This window comes from Streptomyces sp. NPDC093510 (assembly GCF_040683555.1).
Classification (GTDB): Bacteria; Actinomycetota; Actinomycetes; order Streptomycetales; family Streptomycetaceae; genus Streptomyces.
In genome coordinates this window covers 54,742-74,791 of the sequence record NZ_JBFBEE010000017.1, presented here as the reverse complement: position 1 = coordinate 74,791, position 20,050 = coordinate 54,742, and the positions used below count along the sequence as shown (strand labels likewise).

The following is a 20,050-nucleotide window of genomic DNA, read 5'->3' as shown; positions in this document are numbered from 1 at the left end:
GACCCTTAGTCCCATTCCAGGCCGCCGCGACGCCATACGTACGCGTAGGCGACAAAGACGGTGAGCACGAAGAGCAGCATCTCCACGAGCCCGAAAATCCCCAGCGCGTCGAAGGTGACGGCCCAGGGATAGAGGAAGACGATCTCGATGTCGAAGACGATGAAGAGCATCGCCGTCAGGTAGTACTTGATGGGGAATCGTCCGCCGCCTGCCGGCGTCGGCGTCGGCTCGATGCCGCACTCATAGGCCTCTAGCTTCGCGCGGTTGTACCGCTTTGGACCGATAAGCGTGGCCATGACCACGGAGAAGATCGCAAAGCCTGCCCCGAGGGCTCCCAGCACGAGGATGGGCGCATAGGCGTTCACGCTCCTCGCTCCTCTCAGTCGGCACTGACTGTTGGCGGTTGCGTCGGACCGAGCCCTGCTCCCATCGAAGATCGCTTACATGTGAAGCAGGTCACAAGCCCAACTGCCCCGCATCCTATGCCTGCCGGTCTGTGATCTGCGACACGGGGTGCGACAACGGCTTTGTGATCTCCACCACCTGACGAAGGATCATGAAGTCGGATGAGCGGTGATCTTCGTACGCGAAGCGCCTGAGTGATCACTAGAGGTGACATCTCAGCGCGTCGTCGCTGGTCGAAGGGGTGTCGCCCTATCAAGCGATGGCATCTGCAAGCAAATTGGCGCTGGACGCGATCGCTTGATAGTGGGCCGCGTTCACACTTTGGCGGCAGAGGTGTGGACGGATGTGGACGCGTGCACGGATTCACGAGCGGCCGACGCCGACGGACGGAAAACTGCGGCAGATCTCAGGGAGGTATCAGCGAGATCTCAGGGAGATCCCCAACAGGGCCACCATGTGACCTGCGCCACATGGGCAACATCCCCGAATAAGCCGGGCTTGGCCAACGGACTCAACGGGTGGTAGACCGTGGGCAATTCGGGCGTATCGCAGAAAACCCATGATCACAGGCGTGATCACCACTGTCCGCATTGCCCGTTACGGCGTCAATAAAGAGCGACACGCCCGGGATTCGGTCCCGGAATCCGCAACTGTGGCGCAGCACACGTTTCTTGAAGGGAACCGTGAGTCCCTGATAGCGGTTGGTCTCATGTCCCACACCGCTCACATACCCAGCCACCGGAAGCCCCGTCGCAGCGCCTCCAAGATTGCGCTGCGCGCCGGAGTTGCCGGTGGCGTACTCAGCACCCTGGCAGTGGCCGCGGCGGCCGGTACGGCGAACGCGGCCGAGCCGGTGTCCGAGACCATCGAAATGCCCACGCTCACCGCCGATCTGTCCGCCCAGATCGCGCAGTCGGCGGACGCCACCCAGCAGGCCGCCGACACCTACGAGTCGCGCGCCGAGCAGGACGCGGCCGCCGCCAAGGCCGCCAAGCAGGCCAAGGAAGACCTGGCGAAGGCCGAGAAGAAGGCCGAGGCCGAGCGCAAGGCCGAGGCCGCCGCCAAGAAGAAGGCCGACGAGGAGCGCGCCTCGCGTTCCACCGAACGCACGTCGCTCAGCACGCAGTCCGCCACCGGCGGCGGCGGTTCCACCGCCTCGAACTCGGTCGCCCCGGCCAGCGGCAGCGTCGGCGCGGTCATCAGCTTCCTCAAGGCGCAGCTCGGCGACGCCTACGTGATGGGTGCCTCGGGCCCGAACGCCTGGGACTGCTCCAGCCTCGTGCAGGCCGCGTTCAAGCAGGCGGGCGTGGACCTTCCGCGCGTCTCGCAGGACCAGTCGACGATGGGCACCGAGGTCGGCACCTCGAACCTGCAGGTCGGCGACATCCTCTACTGGGGCGGCAAGGGCTCCGCCTACCACGTCGGTGTGTACATCGGTAACGGCCAGTACCTGGACGCCGCCAACCCCGGCAAGGGTGTTGTCATCCAGGATCTGTCGGGTTACCCGGCCTCGGGCGCCGTGCGCGTCCTCTGACGGCCTCTTAGAGCCACGAACGAGGGCCGGAACCCCCCTGGTGGGGTTCCGGCCCTCGCTGCGCCCTGAGACGGCTCCTCAGGCGTTCTTCACGCCTTCGGCACGCATTGGTCACGCTTCCTTGGGCGTCAGCTCCGCCATCGCGGACCAACCGGAGCCCTCGATCTCGGTGTTCACGATCTGCGGCACCGTGGCGATGAGCTCGCCCATCGTCTCCAGGCCGGCCTTGAAGTGATCCGAGCCGACGTGCGCGGCGCCCGCGTCCCCGTCGGCGAAGGCCTCCAGGAGCACGAACTGGTTCGGGTCCTCGACGGAGCGGGACCACTCGAAGAAGAGGTTTCCCGGCTCCGCGCGCGTGGCGGCGGTGAATGCGGCGGTCCGCTCGATCCAGCTGTCGCTGTGCTCCGGGCGGACGGTGAACTTGACGGCGATGAAAATCATGCGGCCAGCGTCCGCCCGTCCGGCGCGCCCGGCAAGCCGGGCCGGCCGCTATTCCGACGCTGCCGGAAACCCGTGCCGCGCCGCACGGGACAGGACCCGCGTCAACTCGCCGCGCCGCCCCCGGAACCGCTCCGTCGGCAGCGACACCGACAGGGCCCGCACGCCGTCCGCCAGCGGTACCGCCACGCAGGTGTACGCCGGGTCCGTCTCCCCCACCGACACCGCGACGCCCGCCGTGCGCACCCGGCGCAGCTCGGCCTCGAAGCGGTCCGGGCTCGTGATGGTGTGCTCGGTGAGCCGCGGCAGCCCGTGCTCGTCGAGGTAGCGGCGCCGTGCCGCCCGGCCCAGCGAGGCCAACAGGACCTTGCCGTGTGCCGTGGCGTGCGCGCCGTGGTCGATGCCGACCTCGAACGGGTCGGCGCTGTCGGCCGTCACCGCCGCGGTGCTGTCGACGACCGCGATCCGCCCGCCCCGGCGTGCGCTGAGGTAGGCGTGGGCGCCGGCTGCCCTGCGTACGTCCAGGAGCAGCCTCCTGGTCCGCGTGTCGATGCCCGCCTGACGCTGGAAGGACCGGTACAGACCGGGCACCCGCGGGCCCAGCGCGAAGCCCTGCGGGGTGCGGGCCACGTGCCCGCGCGCGGTGAGCGGGCCGAGCAGGTGGTAGACCGTCGAGAGCGCGCAGCCGAGCTCGCCCGCGAGGGCCTTGGCGCCGACGGGTTCCGGGGACCGGGCGATCGCCTCCAGGAGGTCGAGCGCCCGGTCCACCGAATGGGGCACGCTCACGCCTTCGGTGCCACCTTGCTCAGTCCGTTGATGATGCGGTCCATCGCGTCGCCGCCCATGGGGTCCGTCAGGTTCGCCAGCATCTTCAGCGTGAACCTCATCAGGACCGGGTGGGTCAGGCCGCGCTGGGTCGCGATCTTCATGACCTTCGGGTTGCCGATGAGCTTCACGAAGGCGCGGCCCAGCGTGTAGTAGCCGCCGTAGACCTCCTTGAGGGTCTTCGGGTAGTTCTGCAGGGCCAGTTCGCGCTGGGCGGGGGTGGCGCGCGCGTGTGCCTGGGCGATGACGTCCGCCGCGATCTGCCCGGACTCCATGGCGTACGCGATGCCCTCGCCGTTGAAGGGGTTCACCAGGCCGCCCGCGTCGCCGACGAGCAGCAGGCCCTTCGTGTAGTGCGGCTGACGGTTGAAGGCCATCGGCAGGGCGGCGCCGCGGATCGGCGTCGTCATGTTCTCCGGGGTGTAGCCCCAGTCCTCCGGCATCGAGGCGCACCAGGCCTTGAGGACCTCGCGCCAGTCCAGCTCGCGGAACGACTTGGAGGAGTTGAGGATGCCGAGGCCGACGTTGGACGTGCCGTCGCCCATGCCGAAGATCCAGCCGTAGCCGGGCAGGAGCCGGTCCTCGCCGGGCCCGCGGCGGTCCCACAGCTCCAGCCAGGACTCCAGGTAGTCGTCGTCGTGGCGGGGCGAGGTGAAGTACGTGCGGACCGCGACGCCCATCGGGCGGTCCTCGCGGCGGTGCAGGCCCATGGCGAGCGAGATGCGCGAGGAGTTGCCGTCGGCCGCGACGACGAGCGGGGCGTGGAAGGTGACCGGGGTCTTCTCCTCGCCCATCTTGGCGTGCACGCCGGTGATGCGGCCGGTCCGGTCGTCGATGACGGGCTCGCCGACGTTGCAGCGCTCGTACAGGCGCGCGCCGGCCTTCTGCGCCTGCCGGGCGAGCTGCTCGTCGAAGTCGTCGCGCTTCCGTACGAGGCCGTAGTCCGGGTAGGAGGCGAGTTCCGGCCAGTCCAGCTGGAGGCGCACACCGCCGCCGATGATGCGCAGGCCCTTGTTGCGCAGCCAGCCGGCCTCTTCGGAGATGTCGATTCCCATGGAAACCAGCTGCTTGGTGGCGCGGGGCGTGAGCCCGTCACCGCAGACCTTCTCCCGTGGGAACGCGGTCTTCTCAAGAAGAAGGACATCGAGTCCGGCCTTCGCCAGGTAGTACGCCGTCGTCGCCCCGGCGGGGCCTGCGCCGACGACGATGACGTCCGCGGAGTGTTCGGAGAGGGGCTCGGTCACGGCGGGTTCTCCCCAGGGCTCGAAATCTGTGTGCCGGCCGGCACGGTGTACGGGCAGTCTATGAGGCGGTACTGATCAGCCCGCCGAAGGGCCGCACCGGCGCGACGACGGCCGCCCCTCAGTCCGTGAGCCGCCAGGTGTCCAGCGCGGTCGCGTGCGTCTTCGCGCCCTCGCCCGCGGGCCAGAAGTCCTCGCGCCAGGAGAGCTGGATCGCGTACTCCGTGCCGTTGTCCGCGACGTAGCTCTGGTTGACGGCGTGGATCGTGCGGCCCGCCTCGTCGGTGTACGTGTACTCCCAGATCGCGCCGTCCTGCCCCTGGAAGGTGTTCTCCTCCAGCCGGATGCGCTCGTAGTCCGACTTGTCCGGGGCGGATCTGGTGTGCTTCTCGATGTCCGTGAAGTTCTCGTACGAGGTGTAGGGCGCGTCCGTGACGACGCCGACGAGGAACTCCTCGCGGCCGGTCGATCCCGCGTAGGTGATCTGTCCGGGGCGCTCGGGGTTGACGGACTGGCGGGTCCAGCCCTCGGGCACCGCGAAGGAGAAGCCCTCGGGGTCGGTGACGCGCTCGGCCCCCGCGGGGACCGGCGACTCGTCGTCGCCCAGCGCCGTGCTGTCAGGGCTCTCAGGGCTCTCAGGGCTCTGCGACGCGACCGGGCTGGGGGCGTCGCTCCGGCCTCCGCCCGGTTCCTCGGACCGGCTGACCGAGGGCCTGTCGTCCTTGCCCGCGCCGTCCGTCTTGTCGTCACCGGTGTCCTGCCAGAGCAGGACACCGGCGGTCGCGCCACCGCCGACGACGAGGGCCGCGACGAGCGTGCCCAACCAGATCCCGACCCGCCCGCGCGTCGTGGCCGCGGGGGGCTGCTGCTGTAGGTGGACGAGGTGGGGCGCGTACGTGGGGGCGGTGGGCGGTGCGGTGGGCGGTGCGGCGGGGGTCGTGGTGGCAGCCTCGGTGGGGGCCTCGGCGACCGGCGTGGCGGGGGGCTGGGGCGTGGCCGGGGGCTGGGGCGTGGCCGGGGGCTGGGGCGTGGCCGGGGGCTGGGGCGTGGCGGGGGGCTGGGGCGTGGTGAGCGGCGCGTACGCCGGTGCGGCGGGCAGGTCCACGTGCCCGCCCGTCATCCGCAGCAGGTACGGGCCGAGCAGCGTGGCGGGGACGATCCACAGGAGCCCGAACAGCAGCAGCTCCGGGATGCTCGGCCCGAGCTCCACGTTGCCGCTGCCGCTGCCGCCGCCGGAGCTGCCGAATCCCGAGCCTCCTCCGAAGGTCTGGCCCGACAGCTCGATGCCGAGGCCGCTGAACCCGGCGAGCAGCAGGACGAGCCCGAAGAAGACGCCCGCGGCGAGGAGTTGCTCACCGCGGCCCGCGCAGCGCCGCGCGGCCAGTACGCCGAGGGTCAGCGCGCAGACCAGGCCGAGCGCCAACGCGCCCACGATCGCCCAGTCGTTGGTGACGTCGCCCAGTTCGGAGAGGCCGAACACCTCGCTCTCCTGCCTGCTCCCGTACGCGGAGCTGCTGCCCCGCACCGAGGCCTCTGCCCCGGCGCCCCAGCCGATGCCGAGCGCCGTGACCGCGAGGTTCGGCAGGATGAGCAGCGCGACCAGGAGCGGTGAGATGTCGGCGTCGTCGAGGTCGGTGAGTCCTGCCAGGTCGTCGACCTGCGCGAGGCTGATGAAGGCGACGACCGAGCAGAGCACGAGGACGACGACGAGGGCGCGCAGCGCGGTGCCGGTGGCCCTGATGAGGGACTGCGCGCCGGGGCGCGTGGTCATCCCCGCCCAGGCCGACGGCCGCGCCTGAGGGGAGGTGTCTCCCCCGCCGGCCGCCGCGTCGACGCGGTGCAACACCCCGCAGGAGACGGCGAGTCCGAGCAGCAGCGCGCCCAGCGCGGCGAGCACCGGGGACGACGACACCTCGACGCCCTCGATCTCGGGCTGCGCGAAGAGCGCGAGCGCCAGGACGCCCGCGGTCACCAGAAGCGTGACGCGGACGGCCGCTTCGAGGCCGGCGGTGCCGCCGCCACCGGCCTGGGCGGCGCCCCGGGCCGCGATGCGGTTGCGCAGCACCCGTACGCCGATGAGGAGCGCCACGATCCACAGCGCGGTCATGGTGAGCGGGACGAGGTGCAGGGACGCGGTGCCTTCGAGTGCGGTCTCCGACGTGTCCGAACCCATGCCGAGACCGTCGGTCCCGCCGAAGTCCGGCCCTTCCTCGCGGCCCGTGAACTCGAAGCCTCCGCCGACGGATTGGAGCACGAGTGCGAGGGCGATCCGCAGCCGGTCGGTGAAGTCGACGACGGCCTCGTCGTCCTGGCCGTACGCCGGGGCCGCGAGTGCGGCGGCGCCGATCAGCAGCAGCACGACCGGCCACAGGGCCGCCTGCACGGAGCCGGCCCAGTCCCCACGGAACGTACGACCGAAGAAGGCGCCTACGGGGGACGGGATGTGGGCGGGTGGGGGTGGTGAGGCAGGGGGTGTGGGGGGTGTGGGAGGCGTCGCGGGTGCCGGGGGTGTGGCGGGTGCGGGGGGCTGCTCCGGGTCGGGGAGGCGTTCGCGACCGCACTTCATGCAGAAGCGGGCCTCGTCGGGGGTGGGCGCCCCGCAGTGTGGGCAGTACGACGCCATCAAGACGCTCCGTGGACTCAGGAGTTCAGCAGGGAAGCGGACCGGCCCATAAGCGCCGCATAAATAAACGGCAGGGTCGTATCAACGGACACATCTTGCCCGGTGGCCGGTTCCCTCGGGTCCGCGGAATCGAATCCGAGTCTCAACTGGAGCGTTGTGGAACGGGCGTGGTCAGCTCTGCTTGAAGCCGCGGTGCAGTGCCACGACGCCGCCCGTCAGGTTCCGCCAGGCCACCTTCGACCAGCCCGCGTCCTTCAGCAGCGCGGCGAGCGCGGGCTGGTCGGGCCAGGAGCGGATCGACTCGGCGAGATAGACGTACGCGTCCGGGTTCGAGGACACGGCGCGGGCCACGGGGGGCAGCGCGCGCATCAGGTACTCCTCGTAGACCGTGCGGAACGGGGCCCACGTCGCGTGCGAGAACTCGCAGATCACGACCCGGCCGCCGGGCTTCGTCACGCGGTACAGCTCGCTCAGCGCGGCGCCCGTGTCCTGGATGTTGCGCAGCCCGAAGGAGATCGTGACGGCGTCGAAGGTGTCGTCCTTGAACGGCAGCTTCGTGCCGTCGCCCGCCGTGAACGGCATCCAGGGGTGACGCTGCTTGCCGACCCGGAGCATGCCGAGGGAGAAGTCGCAGGGGACGACGTACGCGCCGGCCTGCGCGAAGGGCTGCGAGGAGGTGGCGGTGCCGGCGGCGAGGTCGAGGACCTTCTGGGCGGGGCGGGCGTCGACCGCCTTGGCGACCTCCTTGCGCCAGAGGCGGGCCTGGCCGAGGGAGAGCACGTCGTTGGTGAGGTCGTATCGTTCCGCGACGTCGTCGAACATCGTGGCGACTTCGTGCGGCTGCTTGTCCAAGGAGGCTCGGGTCACCCGGCCCATTGTGTCAGGCCGGTCTTCTGCCTTGGCGACGACCTCTCTCGCCTGCGGCGGGCTTCCTCGCCGCCGTTGCGTCTGCCCCATGCGGGGGACGCGGCGGGTGCGGGCCGGTTCGTGGTTGCTCGCGCAGTTCCCCGCGCCCCTGGAGAGCCCGCCTCACCCCCACCCGCCAAGCACCGACCGCCGTGGCCACTCACGCAGTTCCCCGCGCCCCTGGAGAGCCCGCCTCACCCCCACCCGCCAAGCACCGATGACGCCGTGGTCACTCGCGCAGCTCCCCGCGCCCCCGGAGAACCCGCCCCGCCCCCACCCGCCAAGCACCAACCGCCGTAGCCGCTCACGCAGCTCACCGCACCCCCGGAGAACCCGCCGCACCCCCACCCGCCAAGCACCAACCGCCGGTGGGTCGCTCGCGCAGCTCTCCGCGCCCCCGGAGAACCCGCCCCGCCCCCAAGCACCGACCGCCGTGATCGCTCACGCAGCTCAGTTCCCCGCCCCCCTGAAGGGGCGCCCCGGCCTAGGCGGCCCCTGATGGCGCCGGAGGCGTCTTCAGGGGCGCGGGGAACTGCGCGGCCAGCCACGATGTGGCCGCAGGTGCTGGGCGGCAGATTAGGGCAGATGGGGCTAGCGGGAGCGGTAGAGCAGTCTGCCGGCTAGCACCGTTGCCACGCACGTGTGCGCGCCCCGGCGTACCAGTTCCGTGCGGTCGGGTACGTCGAAGACGGCGAAGCGCGCGGGGGTGTCCGGGGTCAGGGGTGGGAGGAGGATCAGGGGGGTCGGGGAGAAGGAGGGCGGGGACGGCAGGCGCGGGGGGCGGTGGCCCACCGCGAAGCCTGATCTGCGGAGCGCGTCCAGGGCGGGGCGGGCGCGGAGGTCACCCGCCACCGCCACCGTGCCGTGCGCCAGGAGGCGCTGGACGCCGCGGCGGGCGCTCGCCCCCAGGCGGGAGGGGTCCGCGGCGAAGATCGCGCGGGCCCGTTCGCCGCTGATGGGGTCGGCGCCCAAGGTGTCGGCCTCCCGGGGGTCCGGGTGGTACGTCGCCTCGAGGAGTTCGGGGGCGTACGGGTTCAGGAGGCCGGGGGTGAGGATGCCGGGCCAGCGGCGGACGCGGGCGGCCGGATGCGCCGCGGCCAGCTCCTCGTACGGGCCGACGGCCGCGACGACCGCGCCGTCGACCAGGACCGCCGCCTCCGGTGAGCGTTCGGCGACGTGCAGGGTGAGCAACGCGGCCTCAGTTCGTGGCCAGGAGCTTCAGCTCCGGGTGCGCCGTACCGCCCTCGATCGCCGTGGACGAGATGTGCGAGGCGACGCGGTCGTCGACCGGGTCGTTCGCCGGGTCGTCGTGCACGACGAGGTGCTCGTACGTGGTGGCGCGCTGGGCCGGCACCCGGTCCGCCGTGCGGATCATGTCGATCATCTCGCGGAGGTTCGAGCGGTGCTTGGCGCCCGCCGACGAGACGACGTTCTCCTCCAGCATCACCGAGCCCAGATCGTCCGCTCCGTAGTGGAGGGTGAGCTGGCCGGCCTCCTTGCCCGTCGTCAGCCAGGAGCCCTGGATGTGCGCGACGTTGTCGAGGAAGATCCGGGCGATCGCGATCATGCGGATGTACTCGAAGATCGTCGCCTGCGTGCGGCCCTTGAGGTGGTTGTTCTCGGGCTGGTACGTGTACGGGATGAAGGCGCGGAAGCCGCCCGTGCGGTCCTGCACGTCGCGGATCATCCTCAGGTGCTCGATGCGCTCGGCGTTCGTCTCGCCCGTGCCCATCAGCATGGTGGAGGTGGACTCCACGCCCAGGTTGTGGGAGATCTCCATGATCTCCAGCCAGCGCTCGCCGCTCTCCTTGAGCGGGGCGATGGCCTTCCGCGGGCGGGCGGGGAGCAGCTCGGCGCCCGCTCCGGCGAAGGAGTCGAGGCCCGCCGCGTTGATGCGCTGGATGGCCTCCTCCACGGAGACCTTGGAGATGCGGGCCATGTGCTCGACCTCGGACGCGCCGAGGGAGTGGATGACCAGCTGCGGGAAGTTCTCCTTGATCGCGGAGAAGTGCTTCTCGTAGTACTCGACGCCGTAGTCCGGGTGGTGTCCGCCCTGGAACATGATCTGGGTGCCGCCCAGCTCGACGGTCTCCGCGCAGCGGCGCAGGATGTCGTCGAGGTCGCGGCTCCAGCCCTTCTTGGTGTCCTTCGGAGCAGCGTAGAAGGCGCAGAACTTGCAGGCCGTCACGCAGACGTTCGTGTAGTTGATGTTGCGCTCGATGATGTACGTCGCGATGTGCTCCGTACCGGCGTAACGGCGGCGTCGCACGGCGTCCGCGGCGGCGCCGAGCGCGTGCAGCGGGGCGTCACGGTAGAGGTCGAGGGCCTCTTCCGGAGTGATCCGGCCACCTGCGGCGGCGCGGTCGAGGACGGACTGAAGCTCGGCCTTCTCGGTCACCGGGGCGTCCCTTTCGTAAGGTTCGTAAGGGTTGTGGACGGACCAAGCCAGCGTACGCCAGCACCCTGCGGCGCCCGCGACGCGGGCTCAGAGCCGGGGTCATGACACAGGCTCTCAGGCCGCGTACGACCCGAGGAGCAGTCCCACGAACGCGCCGCCGATCAGGAAGGGCCCGAAGGGGATCGCCGTCTTGCGGCCCGCGCGGCGGGCGACGACGAGCGCGGTCCCGTACAGCGAGGCCAGCAGGAAGCCGGCGAAGGTGCCGAGCAGCAGGACGCCCCACCCGTACCAGCCGAGCACGGCTCCCAGGCAGAGCGCCAGCTTCACGTCGCCGAACCCCATGCCGTTGGGGTTGATGAGGAAGAGCACGAAGTAGGCGCCGGCGAGGGCGAGCGCCCCGTACAGCGCGGCGGCCCACGAGCCGCCCTGCTCGGGCAGGAGCGTGGCCGCCCCGAGCAGCGCGAGCGAGGCGCCCGCCAGCGGGAGTGTCAGGACGTCCGGCAGGCGGTGCACGGTGAAGTCGACCAGGGCGAGCAGCACGCCGACCGGGGCGAGCAGGAGCCAGACGCCGAGCTCGGGGCGTGCGCCGGTAGTCGCGGCGAGTGCGGCGCAGACGAGGGCCGTGGTGGTGGCGGTGCCGGAGGTACGGGGCCCGTACCCCCCACCCCCGGGGCACCGGGCGAGCCCGAGCCACGAGGTGAGGGGGTGCCCTTCGGGGCACTCGGCCCGCCACGCCTCGTCGGGCGGCACGGACAGCCGGTAGGCGGCCCGCGGCACGAAGAGTCCGGCGAAGGCGCCCCAGAGGGCGCCTCCGAGGACGAGGATCGGCAACAAGGGCTACGACTCTCAGCCCGCCGCCGTGACGCCGCTGCGCCACGCCGGGAGCAGCTCGTCCAGCAGGGCCTCCGTGCGCGGCGGCAGGCCGCGCGCCCCGCTGCGGGTCATCAGGTCCGCGGCGAGCCGCCGCAGACGGTCCGGGTCCTCCGTGGCGTGCGTGGCGCGGAGCAGCTCGTTCCAGAGCCGCTCGTCGCCGGGCGCCGAGCCCATCGCCGCGTTGAGCGCCTCGATCGCCTTCTCCGCCCGCCCCTTCTCCAGGTGGAACTCGGAGAGCGCGAGTCCGATGTCCGCGACGAGGAGCGGCAGCTGGGCGTCGATGATCTCGTGCGTGAGCCAGCCGTACCGCCCCTGCGGCCGGTCGGCGAGCAGCGGTCCGCGTACGAGCACCAGCGCGTCCGTGAGCATCCGCCCGCGGACCGCCCGGTTGCCGGCGCCGCGCCCCTGCGTCGCCTCGTGGTAGAGCGAGCGCAGCACGTCCAGGTCGGAGACGACGGACTTGGCGAGCGTGAGCCGCCCGGTCCGGTCGGCGCGCAGCCGGGGCGACCCGTCGGGGTCGGTGCCGAGCCACTCGCGCAGCCGCTCGACGAGCGCGTCCCGCACGTCCTCGGTGACGCCGCGCGGCCACAGCGCGGAGGCGAGCACCCGGGGGTGCACTCCCTCGCGGTGCAGGAGCAGCAGGGCGAGGGCCTCGTGCATCAGCGGGCTGCGTTCGCCGTCCGGCGTCTCCAGGCCGATGATCTCGTACGTGCCGACGAGGCGGGCGTAGACGGCGGGCCGTCCCTGCTCGGTGACGTCGACGAGGAACGGCGGCGCGGCGCCCGTGGGGCCGTCGTCCGGTCCTGTGGGGTTGCCGGAGCCCTCCGGGTCGGCCTCCGTGAACAGCTGCACGACGGCGCGCTGCTGGGCCTCCGGCAGAGCCTGCGCGGCCAGTTCGAGCCCGAGGAGCGGGGCGAGGAGCCTGCCGTCGCGGGTGATCTCCATCTCCCAGGCGGCGCCGGGCAGGTCCCCGGACTCCGCGCCCACGAGGTAGCCGATGCCGAGGCGGCTCGCGTCGGCGGCGAGTTCGGCGAGCTTGACGGCGTCCTCGGCGCTCGGCTCGGCAGCCAGCAGCACGAGGTGCGGGGCCCAGCGGGTGTGCTGGGCGGGGCCGGTGCGGCCGGTGAGCACGGAGTCGTGCCCGGCGGCGCCGAGCGCGCCGCGCCGCTGCCGCGTCTCGGCCTCCATCGTCTCGATGAGGGCCTCGACGTCCTCCAGGTGCCGCAGCCGGTTGGGGGCGAGCGGGGTGAGGTCCTGGCCGAAGCCGACGACGGTGATGGTCATGCGGTCCGACCAGCCGTTGGTGGCGAGTTCGGCGGCGACGGACGCGAAGACGGCGGCGCGGTCGGCCTGGCTTCCGCTCAGCGAGACGATGCCGGGCACGGCCTCCAGGTTGAGGAGCAGCCGCGAGTCGTCCAGGGTGCCGAGGCAGACGAGGCCGGGGTAGGGCGCGGCCGTGTCCACGGGCTCGTACCGCTCGGCGTCGGCGCGCGACAGCATCCAGAACGTCTGGTCCTGGCCCAACTGCCAGGGCGCGGGCGGCCGTCCGGCGGGCGTGGCGAGTTGCAGGTGCAGGTCGCCGTTGCTCAGCCAGGCCGCGTACACGGTCGGCAGGGCGCGGTTCTCCTCGGCGAGCGAGGCGGCGAGCCCGCGCAGCGACAGATCGAGCAGTCGTACGCCCTCGGGGTCGGCGCCCACGAGCAGCGCGTCCTGCACGTCGGCGGCGGCACCGGTCGGCGTCGGCGGCTGCATGCCGCCGCGTCCTCCGACGGCGCCCATGGCCGACTGCCACAGGGCGTGCCGGCGACGGCGGCCGAGCGCGCCGAGCAGTCCTGCGGCGAGGAGGGGCGCGCCGAGGAGAGCCTCGGGCAGCCCGAAGCCGGAGCCTTCGGAGTCGCTGCCCGCGGTGGCGGCGGGTGCCTCGGCCGCGGGTGCCTCGGGGGTGGCCGGGGCCTGCGGCATGGCGGGCTTCTCCGGTGCGGCGGGCCGCTGTTCGGGGAGGGCGATGTGCGCGGTGTCGCGGTCGACGGAGCTGCCGCCGCCCTGCTGCTGGTCGCCCTGCTGTCCGCCGCCCTCCTGGGCTCCGCCGCCCTGCCGCTGGTCGCCCGTCCTGGAGTAGTCGGAGATCTGCTCCTTGACGTCCTCGGAGATCTTGGGTGCCTCGTCGGGCATCTCGACGAGCTCGCCGCCGTGCGCGTCCGCGGGCATCTCCATGATCCAGCCGGGCCGGATGAGGCTCGCCTCGGAGAGCTTCGAACCGTCGGGCTGCTCACGGTCCTTGTTGAGCTGGTAGATCTCCTTGTACCGGCGGCCGTCGCCGAGGTGCCGCTCCGCGACCTCCCAGAGGGAGTCGTGGTGGCGTCCCTCGGGGGGCTGAATCCGGTAGTACTTCGTGTCGCCTTCCTTGGCGGTGCCGTCGGCGTGCGCGGCGGCGTGGTCGGCCTGCGCGGCGAGTGCGTCGGCGGCGGACGCGGCGGCCTGCTGTTCCTGCCCGAAGAGGCCGGGCGTCTGCTGGGCGCTCGCGGCGGAGGCGGGCTTCTGGTTCCCCTCCAGCGACTGCCCGAACTGCGAGAGGCCCGGCGCGAAGCTGGCGGCGGTGGCTCCGACGAGCAGCACGGTGGCGACCAGCTGCCGCGCGAGCATCTGACTGCCACCGGCACCCGGCACCCGGCCCGGAATCCCGACCCCGGAGAGCGCGGCCTTCATCTCGACGAGGACGCAGGCGGTGAACTGCGCCCAGGCGAACCAGACGACGACCGTCAACACGTTGACGAACGTGCTGACGGTGATCTCCTGCTGCAGCCAGTCAAGCGAGGGCGCACCGCCCGGCAGCGGCCACCCCACGAAGACGACGAGGGCTCCGGGCACGCCGACGAGGAGCACGGCCAGCGCCACGAACGCGAGGAAGGCCTTCACGAAGTCCCCGAAACTGCGCCGGCGCCGCGGCAACGGCTGTGGCGTCCGGTTCCGCGGAGACTGCGGGTTCGGCGGGCTCGTCGAGCGTGAGGTGGTGCGCGCCATGGCAGGTGTCCTGGTGTCCTGTGGGGAGGAGTGGATGGTCAGAGGGGTCGGGTGAGCCTACTGGTGTGATGTTACGGAAGGGGTCGGACGTCAGACAGGCCCGGACGGGCCCGGGCACCGGGACGTCGGCCCGCTTCCTCCCTCCGCACCCCATAGGCCCGTTTCCTTCGCGGACCGGCTGTGCGGCCCGCGGACCGCGCTGAGCTTGCCGTTGCGCGGATCGTGGCTTCCCGTCACAGTTCCGGTACGGATCCCCCTGTCACAGTCCCGGCACGGGTGCGTCGCGCCCGCGCACCATTCACTTCCGTCTCCCCGCACCGCCCTGGTTCCTCCAAATCATGAGCCGATACTGGGCAGCAGCGTGACGTCGAAGGTGTGACGGGGGAAGAACGATGGCGGCTTACCGGGCCACGGACTGGCACGTGCTGGACCTGGAGAAGGATCCGACGCCGGGTGACCCGCACCGCGTGCGGTCGCTGGCGAAGAACCTGCACGACTTCGCCGATGACGTCGGCAAGGTCCTCCGTGACATCAAGGGGATGGCGGGCGAGGACGCGATCCTGCAGTGGGCGGGCAAGACGGCGGACGCGTTCACGGAGAAGTTCGAGGACGCCCCGGACAAGCTGAAGAAGCTCAAGAAGAGCTACGAGATGGCGGGCGACGCGCTGTCCGCGTACTGGCCCGAACTGGAACGCGCCCAGAGCCTCGCCGACAAGGCCCTGGTCAAGGGCCGCGAGGCGCAGGCGGATCTGTCCTCCGCCAAGTCGCGTCTCTCCTCGGCCGACTCCTGGGTGGAGAGGGCGGGCAAGGAAGCCGACAAGTACAAGGACGACAAGGACTCCGGCGGCTCCAAGAGCAAGGACGTCCCCAAGCCGGACGAGGACAAGGTGCGGGCCGCCACCCGCAACGCCCACTCGGCCGAGAAGGCGCAGAAGTCCGCGCAGGGTGATGTCGATGCCGCCAAGAGTGCCCTGGACGCGGCGAAGAAGATGGCCGAGGACGCCCGCAAGATGCGGGAGGAGGCCGCCGGCACCGCCAAGCGGAAGATCGACGAGGCCTCCGACGCGGGCATCCAGAACCGCAAGTGGTGGGAGGAGGTCGGCGACTGGGTCTCCGACAACTGGGACACCATCGTCGCCGTCTGCAAGGTCGTCGTCGCCGTGGTCGGCGTCATCGCGATGATCGTCGGCGGGCCCATCCTCGCCGCCATCGTGATCGTCGCCGGAGCGATCGTGCTCGCCGACACCCTCAACAAATACGCAAAAGGCCAAGCGGGCCTGATGGATGTGGCCTTCGCGGCACTGGACTGCGTACCGGGTATGAAGGGCATCACCACCGCGGCGAAACTCGGAAAGGGGCTCAAGGGTTTGAAGGGCGGACTGAAGGGCTTCAAGTCGGCCCGTACCGCGGTCAAGGACGGGGCGAAGGGCGCGTACGACCGCGTCAAGAGCAAGATCAAGGGCTGCGGTGACCCAGTCGATGTCGCCACCGGCCAGACGTTCCTGGAGGAGACGGACCTCTCGCTGCCCGGCACGCTGCCGCTGGACTTCACCCGTCGGGTCGCCTCGGGCTACCGGTCCGGCGGCTGGTTCGGCCCGATGTGGACCTCCACCCTCGACCAGCGCCTCGAAGTCGACGAGGACGGCATCGTGTTCGTCACCGAGGACGGCATGCTCCTCACCTACCCGCACCCCGAGGGTCCCGGCACGCTCGTGCTGCCCGAGTCCGGCCCCCGCCTGCCCCTCAAGCGCCTCGCCGACGGCGGCTACCGCGTGACCGACCCGGTGACCGGCATCGCCCGCCGCTTCGCCGCGCCCGGCGAGGACGACGGCGTGGCCCTGCTGACCACGATCTCGGACCGCAACCGCAACACCGTCGACTTCGACCACGACTCCGAGGGCACCCCGCGGGCGATCCTCCACAGCGGCGGCTACTACGTGAAGCTGACCGTCGAGGACGAGCGCGTCACCGTGCTCAGCGTGGCGGGCGCGGCCGACGACGGCAGCGGCGACGACCTCGTCGTCAAGCGGTACGGCTACACCGACGGCAACCTCACCGCCGTCACCGGCTCCTCCGGCCTGCCGACGCGGTACACGTACGACGAGCGGCTGCGCCTCACCGCATGGGAGGACACGAACAACAGCCGCTACACCTACGTCTACGACGATCAGGGCCGCTGCGTCGCCCAGCGGGGCATGGCCGGGCACCTGTCCCACACCTTCGCCTACGACCTGCCCGACCCCGCCCGGCCCGGCTGCCGCGTCACCGAGGTCACCACGGCCGAGGGCGCCACCTCCCGCTTCGCCGTCGACGGCCACTGCCTGGTCGTCGCCGAGACCGATCCGCTCGGCGCCACGGTCACCACCGCGTACGACGCGCTGCACCACGTCACCGCCGTGACGGATCAGCTCGGGCACACCACCGCCTACGTCAACAACGAACTGGGCCTGCCGACCGAGGTGACGCGGCCCGACGGCGCCGTCGTGCGCGTCGCCTACAACGACCTGAACCTCAAGACCGTCGTCGACCTGCCCGACGGCACCAACTGGCGGTACGCGTACGACGAGCGGGGCAACTGCACCTCGGTCACCGAGCCGTCCGGCGTGACCGTGCACAACGCCTACACCCCCGCGGGGCACCCCCTGTCGGTCACTGACGAGGCGGGCGGCACGACCACGGTGCGGTGCGACGGCGCGGGCCTGCCTCTCAAGGTCACCGACCCCACGGGCGCCGTCACGGCCTGGGAGCGCGACGCGCTGGGGCGGCCGACGGCCCTCACCGACCCCCTGGGGCGCACCACATGCCTGGCGTGGTCGACGGAGGGCCGGCTCGTGCGGCACGCGACTCCGGACGGCGCGGTGGAGTCCTGGACGTACGACGGCGAGGGCAACTGCCTCAGCCACACCGACCGGCTGGGCCAGGTCTCGACGTTCGAGTACACGCACTTCGACCTGCTCGCCGCCCGCGTCGGCGCCGACGGGGCCCGCCACCACTTCGACCACGACGCGTCCCTGCGCCTCACCCGGGTGGACAATCCGCAGGGCCTGTCCTGGACCTACGAGCACGATGCCGCGGGCCGCCTGATCGCGGAGACGGACTTCGACGGACGCACCCTGTCCTACGCCTACGACGACGCCGGCCGCCTGGTGACCCGCACGAACGCCGTCGGCGAGGCGGTCTCGTTCGCCTACGACGTACTGGACCGGCTCGTCCGCAAGGAGTCCGCCGACGCCGTCACCACCTTCACCCACGACCTGTTCGGGAACCTCGTCGAAGCGACAGGGCCCGACTGCCGGCTCGTCCTGGAGCGGGACCGTTCCGGGCGCCTGCTCTCGGAGACGGTCGACGGCCGCCGACCCCTCACGTACGCGTACGACGAGGCGGGCCGTCGCACGGGACGCACCACTCCCACGGGGGCGGCCAGCAGTTGGGCGTACGACGCGGCGGGCAACCGGAGCCGGCTCACCGCGTCCGGCCGGACCGTGGACTTCGAGCGGGACGCGGCGGGCCAGGAGGTGGGGCGGCGCATCGGGGCCGGGGCCGGTTCCGTCACCCTGGAGCGCGCCTTCGACGAGGTGGGGCGCCTCACCGGCCAGACGGTGACCGCGCCGGACGGCAGCCCGGTACAGCACCGCGCCTACACCTACCGCGCCGACGGAGCCCTCACCGCCCTCGACGACCGGCTGTCCGGCGGTCGGCGCTTCGAACTCGACCCGGCGGGCCGGGTGACGGCCGTGCACGCCCACAACTGGACGGAGACGTACGCCTACGACTCCGCCGGCAACCAGACGCACGCCGCCTGGCCCGCCAGCCATCCGGGCCATGAGTCCACCGGCCCGCGGGAGTACGCCGGGACGCACCTCACGCGCGCCGGCCGCACCCGCTACGAACACGACGCGCTCGGCCGCGTCGTCCTGCGGCAGAAGACCAGGCTGTCCCGGAAGCCGGAGACGTGGCGGTACACCTGGGACGCGGAGGACCGGCTCACCGCGGTCACGACGCCGGACGGCACGTGCTGGCGGTACGCGTACGACCCGCTCGGCCGACGCGTCTCGAAGCAGCGGCTCGGACCCGACGGCGAGACCGTGGTCGAGCGGACCGACTTCACGTGGGACGGCACGACGCTCTGCGAACAGACGACGACGGCACTGACGCTGCCGCACCCGGTCAGCCTGACCTGGGACCACGAGGGGGAGCACCCCGTCGCCCAGACGGAGCGGATCCTGCCGGCCGACGGTCTCTCCCGCGACGAGGTCGACTCCCGTTTCTTCGCGATCGTCACCGACCTCGTCGGAACGCCCACGGAACTCGTCGACGAACGCGGCGCCGTCGCGTGGCGGGCCCGCGGCACGCTCTGGGGCACGACCGCGTGGCCGGCGAACAGCTCGGCGTACACGCCCTTGCGCTTCCCGGGCCAGTACTTCGACCCGGAAGCGGGACTGCACTACAACTGCTTCCGCTACTACGACCCGGAAACCGCCCGCTATCTGACGAGCGACCCCCTGGGTCTCGCCCCCGGCCCCAATCCGGAAACCTACGTCCACAATCCGCACATCTGGTCCGACCCGCTGGGCCTGGCACCCAAGTCGTGCACCACCGAAGCGCTGCCGAACCAGCGCCAGGGGCGACGCGAGGCCATGCGCGGGGCGGGAATTCCGACCAGTCAGCAGCCGGTGAAATCCATCAAGACGGATTCCGGGTACCAGTACGTCTACGAGGTCCCCGCACCGGGCGGTGGCAAGCGGACCATGCTCGTGACCGACAACACCCTCGACGACGTGGCCGATCACGGGCCGCACTGGGAAGCGGGGCCCGCGAAGGAGCCCCTGCGGATGGACAATCACGGGCGCTACCGTGTGGTGAACCAGAAGGTGAAGATCGACTATGAGTAGTACCGCGGATGCCCTGCGCCGCAAGTTGCGGGAGCGCGAGGGCAGGACGGCCCGGCAGGAACTCCTGCGCCGGCTCGCGTCCCTGGGCGTGGACGGCGACGCGCTCTCCTGGCTGTCGCCCGAGGAGTCCGACGCCCTGGTGGAGGGCTGGATCTCCGCACTGGGCCTGCCGCCCGGCGACCAGCTGACGTTCCGCCCCCGGGACACCGGCCTCAGGACCTGGACCTACCGGGCGGGCACCCCGGCCCCCTCTCGGGTACCGGCGCCGGGTCCGGCGAAGGCCCGGGTGCCCCGCCTCCTGGTCCTCTTCGGCGACTACCGCACGATGGGCATCGCGAGCGCGGACCCGCAGTGGGTCGCCGATTGTGCGGAGCCGCTCGCCGTGGCGGACGGAAACGGCTTCGTGGCCGTCACGGAGTCTCTGGACTACGTGCTCCAGGTGGATCTGGAGGAGACCGGCGACCAGTCCGCCGACATCGAAGTGACGCTCTGGGGCGACGCCTGAGGAAGGGACGGAAACATGGGTGCCAAGGGCAAGAGCGACCTCTCGATCCCCCTCACCGACCTGGAGGACTACGGCAGCAGGCTGCGGTCCATCAAGACCCGCATGAACCGCACGAAGAAGACGTTCGAGTCCTACAAGGACGACATCGGCGACGGCGGCGTCTACGACTCCCTGGAGGACTTCGAGTCGAACTGGGAGGACGGCCGCGAGGACATCGGCCAGCAGCTGGACCAGCTCGCCGACCTGTCCGACGCGGTGGTCCGCGAGTTCAAGAAGCTCGAGGCCGACCTGACCAAGAAGATCAACGACGCGGTGAAGGAGAAGGCCGAGGGGAAGAAAGGGGAGGGGAAGAAGGGGGCGAAGGAGGAGGGGAAGGGGTGAAGGGGCGG

The 20,050-nt window shown here is 71.5% G+C and carries 14 protein-coding genes; 4 read left to right on the top strand and 10 right to left on the bottom strand.

Annotation, left to right across the window (positions count from 1 at the left end; genetic code table 11):
- Window positions 1–5: 5 nt before the first annotated feature.
- Window positions 6–365 (bottom strand): NADH-quinone oxidoreductase subunit A, encoded by a 360-nt coding sequence (locus AB0N81_RS26670; protein ID WP_003992243.1) that lies wholly within the window; start codon window positions 363–365, stop codon window positions 6–8.
- A 749-nt stretch (window positions 366–1,114) separates the two neighbouring features.
- Between AB0N81_RS26670 and AB0N81_RS26665 the strand changes: the two genes are divergently transcribed.
- A complete protein-coding gene (locus tag AB0N81_RS26665; RefSeq protein WP_365362559.1) occupies window positions 1,115–1,939 on the top strand; it encodes a C40 family peptidase in 825 nt (274 codons plus the stop codon).
- A 111-nt stretch (window positions 1,940–2,050) separates the two neighbouring features.
- Here AB0N81_RS26665 and AB0N81_RS26660 read toward each other — a convergent pair whose 3' ends face one another.
- From AB0N81_RS26660 to AB0N81_RS26620, 9 genes are all read right to left on the bottom strand, one after another.
- The gene (locus AB0N81_RS26660) at window positions 2,051–2,380 is read right to left on the bottom strand and encodes an antibiotic biosynthesis monooxygenase (RefSeq protein WP_365362557.1); all 330 of its coding nucleotides are present in this window, start codon (window positions 2,378–2,380) and stop codon (window positions 2,051–2,053) included.
- 48 nt (window positions 2,381–2,428) lie between these two features.
- On the bottom strand, window positions 2,429–3,163 hold the full coding sequence (locus AB0N81_RS26655; RefSeq protein ID WP_365362555.1) for an IclR family transcriptional regulator C-terminal domain-containing protein: 735 nt from the start codon (window positions 3,161–3,163) through the stop codon (window positions 2,429–2,431).
- A complete protein-coding gene (locus tag AB0N81_RS26650; protein WP_365362553.1) occupies window positions 3,160–4,446 on the bottom strand; it encodes a geranylgeranyl reductase family protein in 1,287 nt (428 codons plus the stop codon). The genes AB0N81_RS26655 and AB0N81_RS26650 overlap by 4 nt, the downstream gene beginning before the upstream one ends.
- Window positions 4,447–4,564: 118 nt before the next feature.
- Complete coding sequence (locus AB0N81_RS26645; protein ID WP_365362551.1) at window positions 4,565–7,066, bottom strand: zinc ribbon domain-containing protein; 2,502 nt, start codon at window positions 7,064–7,066, stop codon at window positions 4,565–4,567.
- A gap of 171 nt (window positions 7,067–7,237) precedes the next feature.
- On the bottom strand, window positions 7,238–7,933 hold the full coding sequence (locus AB0N81_RS26640) for a demethylmenaquinone methyltransferase (protein WP_365362550.1): 696 nt from the start codon (window positions 7,931–7,933) through the stop codon (window positions 7,238–7,240).
- A gap of 630 nt (window positions 7,934–8,563) precedes the next feature.
- Window positions 8,564–9,163: a hypothetical protein gene (locus AB0N81_RS26635; RefSeq protein WP_365362548.1), complete on the bottom strand. Its 600-nt coding sequence runs from the start codon at window positions 9,161–9,163 to the stop codon at window positions 8,564–8,566.
- Window positions 9,164–9,170: 7 nt separating this feature from the next.
- Window positions 9,171–10,370, bottom strand: coding sequence for a cyclic dehypoxanthinyl futalosine synthase (mqnC, locus tag AB0N81_RS26630; protein WP_365362546.1), 1,200 nt, complete (start codon window positions 10,368–10,370; stop codon window positions 9,171–9,173).
- 114 nt (window positions 10,371–10,484) lie between these two features.
- Window positions 10,485–11,204, bottom strand: a complete 720-nt coding sequence (locus tag AB0N81_RS26625; RefSeq protein ID WP_365362544.1) for an A24 family peptidase — start codon at window positions 11,202–11,204, stop codon at window positions 10,485–10,487.
- A gap of 12 nt (window positions 11,205–11,216) precedes the next feature.
- On the bottom strand, window positions 11,217–14,264 hold the full coding sequence (locus AB0N81_RS26620; RefSeq protein ID WP_365362542.1) for a BTAD domain-containing putative transcriptional regulator: 3,048 nt from the start codon (window positions 14,262–14,264) through the stop codon (window positions 11,217–11,219).
- A 392-nt stretch (window positions 14,265–14,656) separates the two neighbouring features.
- On the opposite strand from AB0N81_RS26620, the gene AB0N81_RS26615 reads away from it, so the two are divergent.
- Genes AB0N81_RS26615 through AB0N81_RS26605 form a run of 3 tightly spaced genes read left to right on the top strand, consistent with a single transcriptional unit; the run spans window position 14,657 to window position 20,042 of the window.
- Entirely contained in the window at window positions 14,657–19,156 is a 4,500-nt protein-coding gene (locus tag AB0N81_RS26615) for a DUF6531 domain-containing protein (protein WP_365362540.1), read from the top strand.
- On the top strand, window positions 19,149–19,661 hold the full coding sequence (locus AB0N81_RS26610) for a hypothetical protein (protein WP_365362538.1): 513 nt from the start codon (window positions 19,149–19,151) through the stop codon (window positions 19,659–19,661). The genes AB0N81_RS26615 and AB0N81_RS26610 overlap by 8 nt, the downstream gene beginning before the upstream one ends.
- 15 nt (window positions 19,662–19,676) lie before the next feature.
- Window positions 19,677–20,042 carry a hypothetical protein gene (locus AB0N81_RS26605; protein WP_365362536.1) on the top strand — a complete coding sequence of 122 codons (366 nt, stop codon included), beginning with the start codon at window positions 19,677–19,679 and terminating at the stop codon, window positions 20,040–20,042.
- Window positions 20,043–20,050: the final 8 nt, after the last annotated feature.

Excerpts from the sequence above, each read along its gene's own strand:
- AB0N81_RS26665 (WP_365362559.1), top strand. The coding sequence starts at position 1,115 with ATGTCCCACACCGCTCACATACCCAGCCACCGGAAGCCCCGTCGCAGC.
- AB0N81_RS26660 (WP_365362557.1), bottom strand. The coding sequence starts at position 2,380 with ATGATTTTCATCGCCGTCAAGTTCACCGTCCGCCCGGAGCACAGCGAC.
- AB0N81_RS26645 (WP_365362551.1), bottom strand. The coding sequence starts at position 7,066 with ATGGCGTCGTACTGCCCACACTGCGGGGCGCCCACCCCCGACGAGGCC.
- AB0N81_RS26620 (WP_365362542.1), bottom strand. The coding sequence starts at position 14,264 with ATGGCGCGCACCACCTCACGCTCGACGAGCCCGCCGAACCCGCAGTCT.
- AB0N81_RS26615 (WP_365362540.1), top strand. The coding sequence starts at position 14,657 with ATGGCGGCTTACCGGGCCACGGACTGGCACGTGCTGGACCTGGAGAAG.
- AB0N81_RS26610 (WP_365362538.1), top strand. The coding sequence starts at position 19,149 with ATGAGTAGTACCGCGGATGCCCTGCGCCGCAAGTTGCGGGAGCGCGAG.
- AB0N81_RS26605 (WP_365362536.1), top strand. The coding sequence starts at position 19,677 with ATGGGTGCCAAGGGCAAGAGCGACCTCTCGATCCCCCTCACCGACCTG.